17 protein-coding genes and 2 riboswitches are annotated in these 16,966 nt (G+C 66.8%); of the genes, 15 read left to right on the top strand and 2 right to left on the bottom strand.

Features of this window, described 5'->3' with window-relative positions:
• Positions 1–21: 21 nt before the first annotated feature.
• Positions 22–699 (top strand): Rv1815 family serine proteinase, encoded by a 678-nt coding sequence (locus tag AC5Y4H_RS23360; protein ID WP_499985727.1) that lies wholly within the window; start codon positions 22–24, stop codon positions 697–699.
• A 6-nt stretch (positions 700–705) separates the two neighbouring features.
• Here the strand turns inward: AC5Y4H_RS23360 and AC5Y4H_RS23355 are convergent, their stop codons facing one another.
• The gene (locus AC5Y4H_RS23355) at positions 706–1,161 is read right to left on the bottom strand and encodes a nitroreductase/quinone reductase family protein (protein WP_499985688.1); all 456 of its coding nucleotides are present in this window, start codon (positions 1,159–1,161) and stop codon (positions 706–708) included.
• Positions 1,162–1,283: 122 nt separating this feature from the next.
• Here AC5Y4H_RS23355 and AC5Y4H_RS23350 point away from each other — a divergent pair, with 122 nt between their 5' ends.
• The 3 genes from AC5Y4H_RS23350 to AC5Y4H_RS23340 all read left to right on the top strand — a co-directional run bounded on the left by AC5Y4H_RS23350 (position 1,284) and on the right by AC5Y4H_RS23340 (position 4,196).
• Complete coding sequence (locus AC5Y4H_RS23350; RefSeq protein ID WP_499985687.1) at positions 1,284–1,967, top strand: TetR/AcrR family transcriptional regulator; 684 nt, start codon at positions 1,284–1,286, stop codon at positions 1,965–1,967.
• Positions 1,968–2,101: 134 nt separating this feature from the next.
• Positions 2,102–2,602 carry a VOC family protein gene (locus AC5Y4H_RS23345; protein ID WP_499985686.1) on the top strand — a complete coding sequence of 167 codons (501 nt, stop codon included), beginning with the start codon at positions 2,102–2,104 and terminating at the stop codon, positions 2,600–2,602.
• Positions 2,603–2,702: 100 nt separating this feature from the next.
• Positions 2,703–4,196, top strand: coding sequence for an FAD-binding protein (locus AC5Y4H_RS23340; RefSeq protein WP_499985683.1), 1,494 nt, complete (start codon positions 2,703–2,705; stop codon positions 4,194–4,196).
• Between the two features lie 6 nt (positions 4,197–4,202).
• On the opposite strand, the gene bacA is transcribed toward AC5Y4H_RS23340, so the two are convergent.
• Entirely contained in the window at positions 4,203–6,122 is a 1,920-nt protein-coding gene (gene bacA, locus AC5Y4H_RS23335; protein ID WP_499985680.1) for a vitamin B12 ABC transporter pemease/ATP-binding protein BacA, read from the bottom strand.
• Positions 6,123–6,213: 91 nt separating this feature from the next.
• Between bacA and AC5Y4H_RS23330 the strand changes: the two genes are divergently transcribed.
• From AC5Y4H_RS23330 to AC5Y4H_RS23280, 11 genes are all read left to right on the top strand, one after another.
• On the top strand, positions 6,214–7,857 hold the full coding sequence (locus AC5Y4H_RS23330; protein WP_499985677.1) for an acetolactate synthase: 1,644 nt from the start codon (positions 6,214–6,216) through the stop codon (positions 7,855–7,857).
• 104 nt (positions 7,858–7,961) lie between these two features.
• Positions 7,962–10,292: an accessory Sec system translocase SecA2 gene (secA2, locus tag AC5Y4H_RS23325; protein ID WP_499985675.1), complete on the top strand. Its 2,331-nt coding sequence runs from the start codon at positions 7,962–7,964 to the stop codon at positions 10,290–10,292.
• A 44-nt stretch (positions 10,293–10,336) separates the two neighbouring features.
• The gene (locus AC5Y4H_RS23320; RefSeq protein ID WP_499985673.1) at positions 10,337–10,966 is read left to right on the top strand and encodes a CDP-alcohol phosphatidyltransferase family protein; all 630 of its coding nucleotides are present in this window, start codon (positions 10,337–10,339) and stop codon (positions 10,964–10,966) included.
• The gene (locus AC5Y4H_RS23315; RefSeq protein WP_499985671.1) at positions 10,959–11,885 is read left to right on the top strand and encodes a DUF881 domain-containing protein; all 927 of its coding nucleotides are present in this window, start codon (positions 10,959–10,961) and stop codon (positions 11,883–11,885) included. Before AC5Y4H_RS23320 ends, AC5Y4H_RS23315 begins: the two co-directional genes overlap by 8 nt.
• Positions 11,886–11,940: 55 nt before the next feature.
• Complete coding sequence (locus AC5Y4H_RS23310; protein ID WP_499985668.1) at positions 11,941–12,273, top strand: small basic family protein; 333 nt, start codon at positions 11,941–11,943, stop codon at positions 12,271–12,273.
• Between the two features lie 130 nt (positions 12,274–12,403).
• Positions 12,404–13,189, top strand: coding sequence for a DUF881 domain-containing protein (locus tag AC5Y4H_RS23305; protein ID WP_499985724.1), 786 nt, complete (start codon positions 12,404–12,406; stop codon positions 13,187–13,189).
• Positions 13,190–13,217: 28 nt separating this feature from the next.
• Positions 13,218–13,616 carry a glycine cleavage system protein GcvH gene (gcvH, locus tag AC5Y4H_RS23300; RefSeq protein ID WP_499985666.1) on the top strand — a complete coding sequence of 133 codons (399 nt, stop codon included), beginning with the start codon at positions 13,218–13,220 and terminating at the stop codon, positions 13,614–13,616.
• Between the two features lie 294 nt (positions 13,617–13,910).
• Complete coding sequence (gene garA, locus AC5Y4H_RS23295) at positions 13,911–14,387, top strand: glycogen accumulation regulator GarA (protein WP_499985722.1); 477 nt, start codon at positions 13,911–13,913, stop codon at positions 14,385–14,387.
• A complete protein-coding gene (ftsR, locus tag AC5Y4H_RS23290; protein WP_499985663.1) occupies positions 14,384–15,124 on the top strand; it encodes a transcriptional regulator FtsR in 741 nt (246 codons plus the stop codon). The genes garA and ftsR overlap by 4 nt, the downstream gene beginning before the upstream one ends.
• Positions 15,125–15,237: 113 nt before the next feature.
• A complete protein-coding gene (locus AC5Y4H_RS23285; protein WP_007771374.1) occupies positions 15,238–15,732 on the top strand; it encodes a bifunctional nuclease family protein in 495 nt (164 codons plus the stop codon).
• Positions 15,733–16,010: 278 nt separating this feature from the next.
• Positions 16,011–16,640, top strand: coding sequence for a MerR family transcriptional regulator (locus tag AC5Y4H_RS23280; protein ID WP_499985657.1), 630 nt, complete (start codon positions 16,011–16,013; stop codon positions 16,638–16,640).
• 51 nt (positions 16,641–16,691) lie between these two features.
• A riboswitch (glycine riboswitch) is annotated at positions 16,692–16,789 on the top strand.
• A riboswitch (glycine riboswitch) is annotated at positions 16,790–16,915 on the top strand.
• Positions 16,916–16,966 lie beyond the last annotated feature (51 nt).

Below are 16,966 nucleotides of genomic sequence, written 5' to 3'. Positions count from 1 at the left end.
CCCGATGGATCGGAGTTCAAGGTGCATCGTCGTCTGGCACGGCGCGCTTTTGCCGCGTCGACAACCCTCGCAGCGCTGGCCTCCCTGATGCCGGGTGCGCCGGCCCATGCCGACGTCGTCGTGTACCCGGGTATGGAAATACGTCAGGGCAACCGCGTGTGCACGCTGGGATACGTCGATCCCGCCCTGAAGATCGCGTTCACCGCGGGACACTGCCGGGGCGGCACCGGGGTGGTGACGGACCGCGGCGGCACTGTGATCGGCCAGATGGCGGCTTTCCGCGACAGCACCCCTTCCGGAACGACCGTGTCAACGACCCAGACGATCAGCGATTACGAGGCGATCGTGCTGGACAACAGCGTCATGGCGAACAACGTCCTGCCGGGCGGTCGTCCGCTGGTCTCGGACCCCGGCCTGGCGCTGGCGCCGGGTGAGCCGGTCTGCCATTTCGGCGTGATCACGGGGGAAACCTGCGGGACGGTGGAGAGTGTGAACAATGGCTGGTTCACCATGTCGCATGGCGTGCAGAGCCACAACGGCGACTCGGGTGGACCGGTCTACCTGGCGCCCAACGGCGGCCCCGGGCAGCTCGTCGGCATCTTCAACAGTGTGTGGGGTGATTTCCCGGCCGCGGTGTCGTGGGGAGCCACGACGCAGGAGGCTCGCGAGGATCTGGGAGTGCGCGACAACGCCCACTAGGCGCGGTCAGCCCGCAGTGCCCACCGGCGTCAGGGCGAACACCGGGATCGAAGGTGCGGCGGCGCGGAATTGCTCGTCGGTGCTGTCGGGCGTCAACCCGGCGACATAGCCCTTGACCTGCCAATACCACTTGGCCAGATAACGTCGCAGCACCTCGGGCTTGGCCGCATCGTCGATCTCACTTGCCCGCATGTGCCGCCGGCGCCAGCGGGGACCCACCTCGACGACGGATGCGGCCCGGACATTGCGCGCCCACTGGGTGTTGCCGCGCGGGGACACCAGGTAGTCCACGCCGTCAACGGTCAGCAAGTTGATCACCACCGCGCGTTGCTTCCCGGTTTTGCGGCCGCGGACGCGCAGCGCCCGTGTTCCGGCGATGCTGATCCCCGCTTCGGCGAGCCAGCGGATAACCCCGTTGGCGGCGCGGGCGGCCCGGTTCGGTTCTTCGTATCGGGTGGACATGATGCGGCCTCTCAGCGAATACTGGTCGAACATTCGAGAGCGGTGCTCTCTGATTTGAACACGCTGCCACACCCCGCGGCGGAAAGCAAGAGCGGTGTTCTCGCTTGTGTCAGACTGACCGCGTGGGCAAACGCCAGGAATCGCGTGAGCAGATTGAGGCACGCATCGTCGAACTCGGTCGCCGCCAGCTGGTGGAGCGCGGGGCGGCCGGGTTGTCGGTGCGGGCTATCGCCCGCGACCTCGGCATGGTGTCCTCGGCGGTGTACCGCTACGTGTCCAGCCGCGACGAATTGCTGACCCTGCTGCTGGTCGACGCCTATTCCGACCTGGCCGACACGGTGGATCGCGCCCGCGAGACGGTCGGAGACCTGTGGAGCGACGATGTCGTCGCCATCGCGCGGGCGGCCCGTGGCTGGGCCGTCGCACACCCGGCCGGCTGGGCCCTGCTGTATGGCAGTCCCGTTCCCGGGTACCACGCGCCTCCGGAGCGAACGGTCGCGGTGGGCACCCGGGTTGTCGCGGTGCTGTTCGACGCGGTGGCGGCCGGAATCGCCACAGGCGATATCCGGCTGACGAACGATCTTGCCCCGCAACCGATGTCATCCGACTTCGAACGGATCCGCGATGAATTCGGATTCCCCGGGGATGACCAGGTCCTGGCCAAGTGCTTCTTGCTGTGGGCGGGCGTGCTGGGCGCGATCAGCCTCGAGGTGTTCGGCCAATACGGCGCCGATACCCTGACCGATCCGGAATCCCTCTTCGAGGCCCAGCTGCGACTGCTGGTCGGCGTTCTAAGCCAGCATTGACGCCTTGCGGTGGCCTTGGGCAAACCGGAATTAGAACATGTTCACCCGCCGATCCGCCGACCGGACGAGCTCGCCACGGCAAAGTCGAATAGGCCCTTTCTGGCCGCGCCGAGAGTGGACTATTCTGCGAGACGATGACGCTCCCCGTTGAATCACCGACGCAGATCGCCTGGGTCACCGCCGACCTCGATGCCACCGAAACGGCCCTCACCGGCCTGTTAGGCGTGCGGAAGTGGATTCGCATACCCGACGTGCACTTTGCTCCGGACGCATGCAGCTACCAGGGCCGGCCCGCGGACTTCTTTGCCAGCATCTCGCTGAGCTACCTCGGCGACATGCAACTGGAACTGATCCAACCGGTACGCGGCGAGAACATCTATAGTAACTTTTTGGCCGATCATGGGCCGGGCTTGCACCACATTTGCATGGAGGTCGACAGCCCCGCGCAACTCGAGGCGGCGGTGACCGAGGCCGCCGAGCGCGGCGCCGCGGTCGTACAGCGAGGCGTGATGCCAGGCGGCATCCAATTCGCCTACGTGTCAGCGCCGCAGGCGGGCGTGCCGTACGTCGAGCTTGCGTACGTTTCGCCCGAGATGCGGGCGTTTTACGACTACATCAAACAGGAGCAGCGGTGAAGCGCGCCAGCGCCGATACACGCCAAGGAAGCGATGCGAAGACACGCCCCCACAAGTGGGAGGTACCCCCACCCGCGTGCAGGGGAGAGGAGTTGCGCCAGTGAGCACAGAGATACCGGCAACAGTCGGTGCGGACGAGGTGACCACGTGGTCCGATGAGGTCGACGTCGTGGTGATCGGGTTCGGCATCGCGGGCGGCTGCGCTGCGGTCAGCGCGGCAGCCGCCGGCGCGCGGGTGCTGGTGCTCGAACGCGCGGCCGCCGCGGGTGGCACCACTTCGCTTGCCGGGGGCCACTTTTACCTCGGTGGCGGGACCGCGGTGCAGCAGGCGACCGGTCAAGACGATTCCGTCGAGGAGATGTACTCCTACCTCGTCGAGGTGTCGCGTGAACCCGAACTCGACAAGATCCGCGCCTACTGCGAGGGCAGCGTCGAGCACTTCAACTGGCTGGAAGACTTGGGCTTTCAGTTCGAACGCAGCTACTACCCCGGCAAGGTCGTCGTTCCGCCGGGCACCGAGGGTCTGAGCTACACCGGCAATGAAAAGGTCTGGCCCTTCTGCGAGCGTGCCAAGCCGGCGGCGCGCGGGCACTCGGTGCCGGTGCCCGGCGAATTGGGCGGGGCGAGCATGGTCGTCGACCTGTTGCTCAAACGGGCCGACGCGCTGGGCGTGCAAATCCGCTACGAGACCGGGGTCACCAACCTGGTCCTGAACGACGACGGGACCGTGGTCGGCGTCGCGTGGAAGCACTTCACCGACACCGGAGCGATCAAGGCCAAGTCCGTCATCATCGCGGCGGGCGGATTCGCGATGAACCCGGAGATGGTCGCCGAGCACACGCCCGCGCTGGGTCAGGAGCGACGCACCAAGCATCACGGCGTCGTGGCGCCCTACATCCTGGGCAACCCGAACGACGACGGACTGGGCATCCGGATGGGCGTCTCGGCCGGCGGCGCGACGAAGAACATGGACGAGCTGTTCATCACCGCCGCGGCGTATCCGCCCGAGGTCTTGCTGACCGGTGTGATCGTCAACAAGGAGGGCCGGCGTTTCGTCACCGAGGACTCCTACCACTCGCGCACTTCGGCTTTCGTGTTGGAGCAGCCCGACCAGACGGCGTATCTGATCGTCGATGAGGCGCACACCGAGATGCCGGCCATGCCGTTGATCCGCTTCCTCGACGGGTACGAGACCATCGCGGAAATGGAGGCCGCGCTTGGCATTCCGGCGGGCAACCTCGCTGCCACGCTGGACCGCTACAACAAGCACGCCGCCGCGGGCGAAGACCCGGATTTCCATAAGCAGCCGGAATTCCTTGCGCCACAAGACAACGGTCCCTGGGCGGTGTTCGATCTGTCCCTGGGGCGCGCGATGTATTCGGGATTCACCATCGGCGGCCTCGCGGTGACACTCGATGGCGAGGTGCAGCGCGCCGACGGCACCGTGGTGCCCGGTTTATATGCGGCGGGCGCGTGCGCGTCCAACCTCGCCCAGGACGGCAAGGGCTACGCGAGCGGAACGCAGCTGGGCGAGGGGTCGTTCTTCGGGCGGCGCGCCGGGGCGCACGCGGCCGCACGGGCCGCCGGAGCGTAGGCGGCGCTACACCGGCGCAGGTTCCTTGTCGACCGGACCCAGCTGCCATGGGCCGCCGCCGAGCAGGTGCAGCTCCTGCTCGTGGTGCTGCTCGACGGTGGGCCGGTGGCTCACGCTGACCATGACGCACTCCGGCAGCTCGCCCCGAACCATCTGATAGAGCGCGAATTCCAGGCCTTCGTCCAGCGCGGAGGTGGCCTCGTCGAGGAAGACCGCCTTCGGTTTGGTGAGCAGAATACGCGCGAAGGCGACCCGCTGTTGCTCGCCGGGGGAGAGCACCTTGGCCCAATCGTGGTCTTCGTCCAGCCGGTTGATCAACGGCGCCAGCGCCACCTTGGTGAGCACGTCATGCAGCTGCTCATCGGAAACGTCGTCCGGTGAATTCGGATAGGCCACCACGGTGCGCAGGTTGCCGAGCGGCACATACGGCAGCTGGGACAGGAACATCGTCGCGTTGTCGCCTTCCGGGCGGCACAGGGTTCCCGAGGCGTACGGCCACAGTTCGGCCAGGCTGCGCAGCAGCGTCGTCTTGCCGGCCCCGGAACGGCCGGTGATCACCAGGGTGTCGCCGTGGTCGAGCTGAATGTCCAGTGAGTCGACCAGTTGGTCGCCCTCCGGCGTGCGCACCTCGATGCCGCGAAGTTCGACCGCCGTCTCTTCACTGGGTTTGACGAGAATGCTCGGCAGCGCGCGGCCCTTGCTGTTGGCGTCCACCAGCCCGTGCAATCGGATGATGGCGGCCCGAAAGGAGGCGAACGCGTCGTAGTTGTTTCGGAAGAACGACAACGACTCCTCGATCTGGCCGAAGGCCACCGCGGTCTGGGTGACATCGCCGAAATGAATCCGGCCGGCGAACAACCGCGGTGCCTGGATCACCCAGGGCAGCGGCACGATCGCCTGAGTCATCGACCAGTTCCATCCGTTGAAGATGATGGTTCGGCGAACGAACTTGCGGTAGTTGTCGATGATCGGCGTGAACCGGCGCCACAGCTGTCGGCGCTCGACTCGTTCACCGCGGTAGAAGCCCACCGCCTCGGCTGCATCGCGCAAGCGGACCAGGGCGTAGCGGAATGCCGCATTGAGCTTTTCGTTGTTAAAGCTCAGCCAGATCAACGGACGCCCCAGCCAGAACGCCACCACCGTGGCCACCAGCACGTAGATCAACACCACCCAGAACATGGCACGCGGCAGGTTGACGCCGGCAATGGTCAGGTCGCCGGACAGATTCCAGAGGATCGCGGCGAATGAGATCACCGAGGCCATCGCGTTGACGGCTCCGAAGAGCAACGTGTTGGTCGTACCGTTGGTCGGCGCGTTCGGAGTGCCGCCGGCGTTGGCGGTGAAGATGTCGATGTCCTGCTGGATGCGCTGGTCGGGGTTGTCGATGGTGTTGTCGATGAAGAGGTCCCGGTAGTACGCCCTGCCGCCGAGCCAGTCGTCGGTGAGGTTGCCGGTCAGCCAGACACGCCAGGCGATGACGAAGCGCTGGGTCAGGTAGATGTCCGCCATGACCCGGATGACAAACAGCGTCGCGAGCAGGACGAAGATCGCGATCGACATCCAAAAGCCGTGAACGCCAGACTGTTTGACGCTCTCCTCGCCCGCCGCCATGCCTTGCACCGCTATCTGTACCGCCGTGCTCAAGTCGTTGGACTGATAGCTGAGCAATACATTGAGACGCACGGACAGCACAACCGAGAACAGCAGCACGCCGAGCATCAGCCACACCTTGATGCTCGCCGAGCCGACGAAGTACCCGCGGGTGATCCGCCAGAACTGCTGACCCCATGGGGTGAGGTAGCGCAGGGCTACCAGCACGACCAGAAGGCAAACCGCGCCGATCGCCCACGCTATGGCGAGCCACCGCAACGAATCCATGAGTGCCGCCGACCAGTCGATCGATGGCGTGAACGGCTTCGAGCCCACGGTCGTGCCTCCTTAACCGGCGGTGGTCGGACTCTCCTCGACTTCAAATCCTTCGGCGAAGGTACCCGACGGATCTGGCTAGGCTGCGGTCATGACTACCGACGCCGTCCCCGCACAAACATTGCACGCCGGCCGGCTTGTCGCGCGTCGCTTGCGGGCGAGCGGTATCGACACCGTCTTCACGCTGTCCGGCGGTCACCTGTTCTCCATCTACGACGGATGCCGCGCCGAGGGGGTCCGGCTGATCGACACCCGCCATGAGCAGACCGCCACGTTCGCCGCCGAGGGCTGGTCGAAAGTGACGAGGTCGCCGGGCGTGGCCGCGCTGACCGCCGGGCCGGGCGTCACCAACGGGATGAGCGCGATGGCCGCGGCGCAGCAGAACCAGTCGCCGCTGGTGGTGCTGGGCGGCCGGGCCCCGGCGCAGCGCTGGGGCATGGGCTCGTTGCAGGAGATCGACCACGTGCCGTTCGTGGCGCCACTGGCCCGTTTCGCCGCCACCGCTCAGTCGGCGGACGAGGCCGGCCGGCTCGTCGACGACGCACTGCGCGCGGCGGTCGGTGCGCCGTCGGGCGTGAGTTTCGTCGACTTCCCGATGGACCACGTGTTCTCCATGTCCGACGATGACGGCCGGCCCGGCGCACTCGCCGACCTGCCGCCGGGGCCCGCCCCCGACGGCGACTCCCTGAGCCGCGCCGCCGCCCTGCTGTCCGCGGCGAAGCGGCCGGTGATCATGGCGGGCACCAACGTCTGGTGGGGGCGCGGCGAAGCGGCCCTACTACGCCTTGCCGAAGAACTCCAGATCCCGGTGCTGATGAACGGAATGGCCCGCGGCGCGGTGCCCGCCGATCACCCGTTGGCGTTCTCCCGGGTTCGCGGAAAAGCGTTGGGGGAGGCCGACGTCGCGTTGATTGTCGGCGTGCCCATGGATTTCCGGCTCGGCTTCGGCGCGGTGTTCGGGGCTCAGACCCAGCTCATCGTGGCGGACCGGGTCGAACCCGAACGGCGCCATCCGCGACCCGTGCAGGCCGAGCTCTACGGTGACCTGTTGACGATTCTCGCGGCGCTGGCGCCCGCCTCGGGCACCGGGCATCGGGATTGGATCGGCGAGCTGCGAACCGCCGAGACCGAGTCACGCGCCAAGGAGAGGGCCGAACTCGCCGACGACCGCAGCCCGCTGCACCCGATGCGGGTGTATGCGGAGCTCGCACCCATGCTGGATCGCGACGCCATCGTCGTGATCGACGCCGGTGATTTCGGGTCGTACGCGGGACGTGTGATCGACAGCTATCAACCGGGTTGCTGGCTGGACAGCGGCCCCTTCGGGTGCCTGGGCTCGGGCCCCGGCTACGCGCTGGCTGCCAAGCTGGCCTGTCCCGACCGCCAGGTGGTGCTGCTGCAGGGCGACGGCGCGTTCGGCTTCAGCGGCATGGAGTGGGACACACTGGTTCGGCACAACGTGCCGGTGGTGTCCGTGATCGGCAACAACGGAATCTGGGGTCTGGAGAAACATCCCATGGAGGCCTTGTACGGCTATTCGGTGGTGGCGGAGCTGCGCCCGGGAACGCGTTACGACGAGGTGGCGCGCGCCCTGGGCGGCCACGGCGAACTGGTCGCGGCGCCCGCTGAACTGCGGCCGGCGCTGGAACGCGCCTTCGCCAGCGGGCGGCCCGCTGTCGTGAATGTGCTCACCGATCCCGACGTCGCCTATCCGCGCCGCTCCAACCTCGCCTGATGAGTCGGGTCGCCGCTTCGGGGCTGGCCGGTTCCGCCAGCGCGGCCTGCATCGCCACCGACTGGCCTGAGTCCGCGCGGCGGCCCACCGCGTACCGTTGACCTGTGCCTAAGACGACCCGTGCCCAACCCGGCAAGTTGAGCAGCCGCTTTTGGAAGATGCTCGGCGCCAGCACCGAAAAGGATCGCAACCGCTCTCTCACCCAGGTCAACGACTCGTCGGAGTATGACGACGAGGCGGCCGGACTGACCGACGAGCAGCTACGCAAGGCGGCCGGGCTGCTCGATCTCGATGACCTGGCGGATTCCGCGGACATCCCGCAGTTCCTTGCCATCGCCCGGGAGGCCGCCGAGCGGGCGAGTGGGTTGCGCCCGTTCGACGTTCAGCTGCTGGGCGCGCTGCGCATGCTCGCGGGCGACGTCATCGAGATGGCCACCGGTGAGGGCAAGACGCTCGCGGGCGCGATCGCGGCGGCCGGCTACGCGCTGGCCGGGCGGCACGTACACGTCGTAACCATCAACGACTACCTGGCCCGCCGCGACGCGGAATGGATGGGCCCCGTCATCGAAGCGATGGGCTTGACCGTCGGCTGGATCACCGCGGAGTCGACCAGCGACGAACGCCGGGCCGCGTACGCCTGCGACGTGACGTACGCGTCGGTCAACGAGATCGGCTTCGACGTGCTGCGCGATCAGCTGGTGACCGACGTCGCCGACCTGGTGTCGCCGAATCCCGATGTGGCCCTGATCGATGAGGCCGACTCGGTGCTGGTCGACGAGGCGCTGGTGCCGCTCGTGCTGGCCGGCACCACGCACCGGGAGACGCCGCGGCTGGAGATCATCGAGCTGGCCGGCCAGCTGGAGGCGGGCACCGATTACGACACGGACGCCGACAGCCGCAATGTCCACCTGACCGAGGTCGGTGCCCGCAAGGTCGAAAAGGCGCTCGGCGGAATCGACCTGTACTCCGAGGAACATGTCGTCACCACGCTGACCGAGATCAACGTCGCGCTGCACGCGCACGTGCTGCTGCAGCGCGACGTGCACTACATCGTCCGCGACGACGCGGTACACCTGATCAATGCCGCACGCGGGCGCATCGCGCAATTGCAGCGCTGGCCCGACGGCCTGCAGGCTGCCGTGGAGGCCAAGGAGGGCATCGAGACCACCGAGACCGGTGAGGTGCTGGACACCATCACCGTGCAGGCGCTGATCAACCGCTACGCGACGGTCTGCGGCATGACGGGCACCGCACTGGCCGCCGGTGAGCAGCTGCGCCAGTTCTACAAGCTCGGTGTGTCACCGATTCCGCCGAACGAGCCCAACATTCGGGAAGACGAATCCGACCGGGTCTACATCACCGCCGCGGCCAAGAACGACGCGATCGTCGCCCACATCGCGGAGGTGAACGAGACCGGGCAGCCGGTACTGGTGGGCACCCGCGACGTGGCCGAATCCGAGGACCTGCACGAGCGGCTGCTGCGCCGCGGCGTACCCGCGGTGGTGCTGAACGCCAAAAACGATGCCGAGGAAGCCCAGGTGATCGCCGAGGCCGGCAAGTTCGGCGTCGTCACCGTCTCGACGCAGATGGCCGGGCGCGGCACCGACATCCGCCTCGGCGGCTCCGACGAAGCAGATCACGACCGGGTCGCCGAGCTGGGCGGGCTGCACGTCGTCGGGACCGGCCGGCACCACACCCAGCGTCTGGACAACCAGCTGCGGGGGCGCGCCGGGCGGCAGGGCGATCCGGGGTCCTCGGTGTTCTTCTCGAGTTGGGAAGACGACGTGGTGGCCGCCAACCTCGACCACAACAAGCTGCCCACCGAAACCGACGAGGACGGCAAGATCGTCAGCCCCAAGGCGGCGGGCCTGCTCGACCACGCGCAGCGCGTGGCCGAGGGCCGCATGCTGGACGTCCACGCGAACACCTGGCGCTACAACCAGTTGATCGCCCAGCAGCGCGCCATCATCGTCGATCGGCGTAACACGTTGCTGCGCAACCCGACCGCGCGTGAGGAACTCGCCGAGCTGGCGCCGAAGCGCTACGAGGAGCTGGCCAAGACCGAAGGAATCTCCGAACAGCGCCTGGAGACGATCTGCCGCCAGATCATGCTCTATCACCTCGACCGCGGCTGGGCCGACCATCTGGCGTACCTGGCCGACATCCGGGAGAGCATCCATCTGCGAGCGCTGGGCCGGCAGAATCCACTGGACGAGTTCCACCGGTTGGCCGTGGACGCGTTCGCGTCGCTGGCCGCGGACGCGATCGAGGCGGCCCAGCAGACGTTCGAAACCGCGAACGTGCTCGAGGAGGAGCCCGGGCTGGACCTGTCCAAGCTGGCGCGGCCGACGTCGACGTGGACGTACATGGTCAACGACAACCCGCTGTCGGACGACACGCTGTCCACCCTGAGCCTGCCCGGGGTCTTCCGCTAATCCGTGCTGCGCGCCGCATCCCTTCCGCGTTAAGGTCACGGCTCATGGAGCCGGTGCTTCCGCCCAACCGGGTGCTGACGGTGCCCAACGCGCTCAGCGCTGTCCGCCTGGCGCTGATCCCGGTGTTCGTTTACGCCCTGGTGGTCGCGCACGCCAACGGATGGGCGGTCGCGATCCTGATGTTCAGCGGCGCCTCGGACTGGGCCGACGGCAAGATCGCCCGGCTACTCAACCAGTCCTCGCGACTGGGTGTGCTGCTCGACCCGGCCGTCGACCGCCTCTACATGGTCGCGGTGCCCGTCGTGCTGGCCTTCGACGGGATAGTGCCGTGGTGGTTCGTCGTCGTCCTGCTCGCGCGCGACGGTCTGTTGGCAACCACGCTGCCGCTGCTGTGGAGTCGGGGGCTGTCCGCGTTGCCGGTGACCTACATCGGCAAGGCCGCGACATTCGCGCTGATGTCCGGCTTCCCGCTGGTGCTGCTGGGCACCTGGCACGCGCTGTGGAGCCGCGTGATCGGGGCCTGCGGGTGGGCCTTCCTGATCTGGGGTCTGTACGCCTACCTGTGGGCGTTCGTGCAGTATGCGGTGCAGATGATTCTCGTGCTGCGACGCATGCCCAAGGTCGACCGTGGTTCTCGCCCGTCGGCCGCGGCGAAGTTGGCTGACCATGGCTGACGCGGACCGTCTGCTCGGCGGATATGACCCCAATGCCGGTCACGGTGCCCATGTGGCGTCGCGGCCCAAACGGATCCCAGTGCCGTCGCTGTTGCGGGCGCTGCTGTCCGAGCACCTCGATCCCGGCTATGCCGCGGCGGCGGCCAGACGAGGCATCGCCGACACGCCACGCAGCGGACGCCAGCGGGCGGTGGGTTGGCTCTGGCAGGCCGCGGCGGCACTGCTGATCGCGACAGTTTTCGCCGCCGCCGTCGCGCAGGCCCGCTCGGTGGCGCCCGGCGTGCGCTCCGCCCAGCAACTGCTGTTGGGCAATGTGCGATCCACGGAATCCTCCGCGGCCAAGCTGAACCAGCGCCGCGGCGAGCTGGCGACGCGCGTCGACGCCGTGCAGCGCCATGCCCTGGCAGAAGACGCCGAGGGGCGGCGGCTATTGAAACGGCTTGACGCGCTCAGCCTGGCCGCCGCCAGCACCGCGATCATCGGGCCGGGCCTGAAGGTGACCGTCACCGACCCCGGCGCCGGCCCGAACCTCTCCGACGTGTCCAAGCAGCGGGTCACCGGCAGCAGACAGATCATCCTGGACCGCGATCTGCAGCTGCTGGTCAACTCGTTGTGGGCGAGCGGTGCCGAGGCCATTTCCGTCGGCGGTGTGCGGATCGGGCCGAATGTGACCATCCGGCAGGCCGGCGGGGCGATCCTGGTCGACAACAACCCGACGAGCAGTCCGTACACGGTCCTGGCGATCGGGCCGGCGCGGGCGATGCGCGATGTGCTCGACAACAGCGCGGGCATGCAGCGGCTGAGGCTGTTGCAGATCTCCTACGGCGTCGTGGTTACGGTGGACGCCGCCGACGGTCTGACGCTCCCTGCCGGATCGATCCGGGATGTCAAGTTCGCCAAGCAGATTGGGCCACAGTGAGAAAAGTCCTCAACAGACACGTTCCCCTGTGCGAAGCGCGGACGGGAATCAGGGCATGATCGGCATCGCAGCACTGGCGATCGGCATCGTGCTCGGCCTGGTTCTTCACCCCGCGGTGCCAGAGGTCGTGCAGCCGTACCTACCGATCGCGGTGGTCGCGGCGATGGACGCGGTGTTCGGCGGGTTACGTGCATATCTGGAACGGATTTTCGACCCGAAGGTCTTCGTGATTTCCTTCGTGTTCAACGTGTTCGTGGCCGCCCTGATCGTCTATGTCGGCGATCAACTGGGCGTGGGCACGCAGTTGTCGACGGCCATCATTGTCGTGCTGGGTATCCGCATCTTCGGCAACGCCGCCGCCCTGCGCCGTAGGCTGTTCGGGGCGTGAAGCAGTTGGGGTCAACGTGAGCCAGGATCCGCCAGACCGCGCCGCCGGCCAACGTGCCGGCGGCGGTCGAAGTGGCGACGGGCCAACCGAGCCCGGTCGCTCGGGGACCGGCGCGACGCCGGAACCGGGTGTGCCGCGCGGCCGCCACGAATTGGCCGCCAACAGTCCGCGCCCCGACATCGGCGCGGTGCACCGGACCGGGCTGTCCGGCATGGTGCGCGGCGGACGGTCCCGCATGGCCTTCGGAACGCTGGCCGCCATGCTGTGCCTGCTGCTGGGCCTAGCGATCGTCACCCAGGTTCGCCAGACCGAGTCGGGTGATTCACTCGAGACGGCCCGGCCCGCAGACCTTCTGGTGCTGCTGGATTCGTTGCGACAGCGCGAAGGCACGCTCAACGCCGAGGTGAACGAGCTGCAGAACACGCTGAATTCCTTGCAGGCGTCCGGAAACAACGACCAGGCCGCCATCCAGTCCGCGCAGTCCCGGCTCGCGGCGCTGTCCATTCTGGTCGGGGCGGTCGGCACCACCGGGCCCGGCGTCACCGTCACCATCGACGACCCCGCACCCGGTGTGTCGCCCGAGGCGATGCTTGACGTGATCAACGAGTTGCGGGCCGCCGGCGCCGAGGCGATCGAAGTCAACGATGCGCACCAATCGGTGCGAGTAGGTGTCGACACGTGGGTGGTGGGTACGCCTGGGTCGCTGATCATCGACACCAAAACACTGTCGCCGTCGTATTCGATTCTGGCGATTGGCGATCCACCCACCCTGGCGGCGGCCATGAACATTCCCGGCGGCGCGCAGGACACGGTCAAGCGCGTCGGTGCGCGAATGTCCGTCCAGCAGGCCGACCGCGTGGACGTGACCACCTTGCGGCAACCAAAACCGCACCAATACGCTCAGCCCGTCAAGTGAGCACCGCCCGAACAGAACAGGATCACCCGTGAGCGATATCCCGCCCGACCTGCGCTACACCGCCGAACATGAATGGGTTCGCCGAAGCGGGGATGACACCGTGCGAGTGGGCATTACCGACTTTGCGCAGTCGGCGTTGGGCGATGTCGTTTTCGTTCAGTTGCCCGACGTGGGTACCGAACTGACCGCGGGCGAATCGTTCGGCGAGGTCGAGTCGACGAAATCGGTGTCGGACCTGTACGCCCCGGTGTCGGGCAAAGTGTCTGCGGTGAACACCGATCTGGACGGCAGTCCGCAACTGGTGAACTCCGACCCGTACGGCGGCGGCTGGTTGCTGGATGTACAGGTCTCGGAAGTCGGCGAATTGGAGTCGGCCATTTCTTCGCTGCTGGACGCTGAGGCCTACCGCGGAACGCTGACCGAATGACGATTGCTAATGTCCCTGCAGCCCCGCACCGCGAGCGAGCGGTGCAGCCAGGGTACGGGGGAGTCGAAGTTTCGGATCGTCAGGTGGTGGGCGCATTGCAAGCCGGTGCGCGGTACCGTCGACACATCGACCTTTGAATACCTTCGGAGATCGCTGAGAGACACGTGAAAGACACTTGCAAGTAGAAGACGGCAGTAATCGGCATACCGGGCAAAGAAACCTGGTGCGAAAGCCGGCCGAGCGGCCCGGTCAGACAACGCCACAGCAGCCAGTGAGGAGCAGCGCGTGACGGACATGGACTCAGGAAGTCCTCAAGACCAGAATTCGGACGAAGTCACGGTGGAGACGACTTCTGTCTTTCGTGCCGACTTCCTCAACGAGCTGGACGCTCCCGCGCAAGCGGGAACCGAGAGTGCGGTATCCGGAGTCGAGGGACTCCCCGCGGGCTCGGCGTTGCTGGTCGTCAAGCGGGGACCGAACGCGGGCTCTCGGTTTTTGCTGGACCAGCCCACCACGTCCGCCGGTCGGCACCCCGACAGCGACATTTTCCTCGACGACGTGACCGTGAGCCGTCGGCACGCCGAATTCAGGTTGGAAAACAACGAATTCAGCGTGGTTGACGTTGGTAGTCTCAACGGCACTTACGTCAACCGTGAGCCCGTGGACTCCGCGGTGCTCGCCAACGGTGACGAAGTGCAGATCGGCAAGTTCCGCTTGGTGTTTCTGACCGGACCCAAGCAGGGTGAGGATGGAGGATCTTCAGGCGAGTGAGCGCACCCGATAGCTCGGCATTGGCCGGGATGTCGATTGGGGCGGTCCTGGAACTGCTGAGGCCGGACTTCCCCGATGTCACCATCTCCAAGATCCGCTTCTTGGAGGCCGAAGGTCTGGTGACGCCGCAGCGGGCCGCGTCGGGGTATCGAAGGTTCACCGCGTATGACTGCGCGCGATTGCGGTTCATCCTTACCGCGCAACGTGATCACTATCTACCGCTGAAGGTCATCAGGGCGCAATTGGACGCCCAACCCGACGGTGAGCTGCCGCCCGTCCGAACGTCTTATTCCGCCCCGCGCCTGGTGTCGGTGGCGGGAACCGGCGCGGACACCGGCTCCGACGCCTCCGCGGTGGCGCCCACCCACGTCCGGCTGAGCCGCGAGGAGTTGCTGAACCGCGCGGGAGTGGACGACGACCTGCTTACCGCGCTACTCAAGGCCGGAGTCATCACCACCGGCCCCGGCGGTTTCTTCGACGAGCACGCCGTCGTCATCCTGCAATGTGCGCGGGCGTTATCGGATTACGGTGTCGAGCCGCGGCATCTGCGCGCGTTCCGCTCGGCCGCCGACCGGCAGTCGGACCTGATCGCGCAAATAGCCGGTCCGGTAGTCAAAGCCGGCAAGGCCGGCGCGCGCGACCGCGCCGACGATTTGGCACGCGAAGTCGCGGCGCTCGCCATCACGTTGCACACGTCGTTGATCAAATCCGCCGTTCGCGACGTTCTGGATCGCTGAGGACTAGACTTCGGTCGACAGCTTGGTTTTCGGCGGTAGGGCGGACTTTTCACCTCGCCGTCCCCGGCGATTACCAATGCATCCGGCGCCACTAATGCGGAGGGCAGACACAAATGGGTGAAGTTCGTGTTGTCGGCATTCGCGTCGAGCAGCCGCAAAACCAGCCGGTGCTGTTACTGCGCGAAACGAACGGTGACCGTTACCTCCCGATCTGGATCGGTCAGTCGGAGGCCGCCGCCATCGCGCTCGAGCAGCAGGGCGTTGAGCCCCCGCGCCCGTTGACCCACGATCTGATCAGGGATGTCATTGCCGCGCTTGGGCATTCGCTGAAAGAGGTGCGGATCGTCGATCTGCAAGAGGGCACTTTCTACGCTGACCTGGTTTTCGACCGCAACATCACCGTGTCGGCCCGCCCGTCCGACTCGGTGGCGATCGCGTTGCGGGTAGGCGTTCCGATCTACGTCGAAGAAGGCGTGCTGGCCCAGGCCGGGCTCCTGATCCCCGACGAGAGCGACGAGGAAGGGGGCACCGCCGTCCGGGAAGACGAGGTGGAGAAGTTCAAAGAATTTCTCGATAGCGTATCTCCGGACGATTTCAAAGCCACCTAGCGCAAACCTGCCAGGACCAGCACTTGGGAACGGCGGGGCGGCTGGTTTAGCCTGGAAAGCGACATCACGGATCCGTCTCAACCCACACCATGATGTCGACACGCTGGTGGATAGCCCGCCCACTTGGCCTCGCGGCGGCCATACTTTGTTCGCGACTACAGGCGCGGCGGCTATCGGAAAGCGTAAGCTCTACTAGCACTCGGGCCTGAGCAAACGTGGCTGCACTGCAGCCAGGGACGCAGCTAACGACGAGAGCGCGATCGCGGAGAGGAACCACCGTGAGCGAGCAGCCACGCCAAGAGCAGCTCAACTTGACCGAGAGCGGCAGCCCGGCGACCAGTGACCGCAGCGTCACCGTAGCCAGCGCACCCGTGCAGCCCGGCCTATTCCCGGACGACTCCGTTCCCGACGAGCTGGTCGGCTACCGCGGTCCGAGCGCCTGCCAGATCGCCGGCATCACGTACCGGCAGCTGGACTACTGGGCACGCACCTCGCTGGTGGTCCCGTCGATCCGCAGCGCGGCCGGCTCCGGCAGCCAGCGGCTCTATTCGTTCAAGGACATCCTGGTCCTCAAGATCGTCAAGCGGTTGCTCGATACCGGGATCTCGCTGCACAACATCCGCGTCGCCGTCGATCACCTGCGTCAGCGCGGTGTCCAGGACCTGGCCAACATCACCCTTTTCTCCGACGGCACCACCGTTTACGAGTGCACGTCGGCCGAAGAGGTCGTCGACCTGCTGCAGGGCGGACAGGGCGTCTTCGGCATCGCCGTGTCGGGCGCCATGCGCGAGCTGACCGGTGTCATCGCGGACTTCCCCGGCGAGCGAGCCGACGGCGGCGAGTCGATCGCCGAGCCCGAGGACGAACTGGCGTCCCGGCGCAAGCACCGCGACCGCAAGATCGGCTGACGGCGCGCCCGCGACCGGGCCTCGCGCGGCCGGGTAAACTGGGCGGCGCATCGCATTCGAGCGGGAGAGTTTCGTGGCTGCCAGTCACGGACGCCGAAGGAGCAACACCTCTCCGTCAACCTCTCAGGCACCCGGACCGCACGAGATCATGATGCCTCTGGAAAGCGGTGTGGGCCCCTGTGGCCCGCACCCGCCGATGGGGAAAGGCGCGCAGGCAGCATCGGGCGCCGAATCTCTCAGGCGCCCGGCGAACGGGTGAAGACAGAGGGGGAGGGCCGCTAGTCCTCTGCCCCGATACGTCTTCGTCCGCCCACTCAGGAGCTCCA

It is taken from the genome of Mycobacterium sp. NGS58 (genome assembly GCF_059812385.1).
Note: the sequence above shows the minus strand (reverse complement) of the source record. Positions and strands in the feature narration are given on the sequence as shown.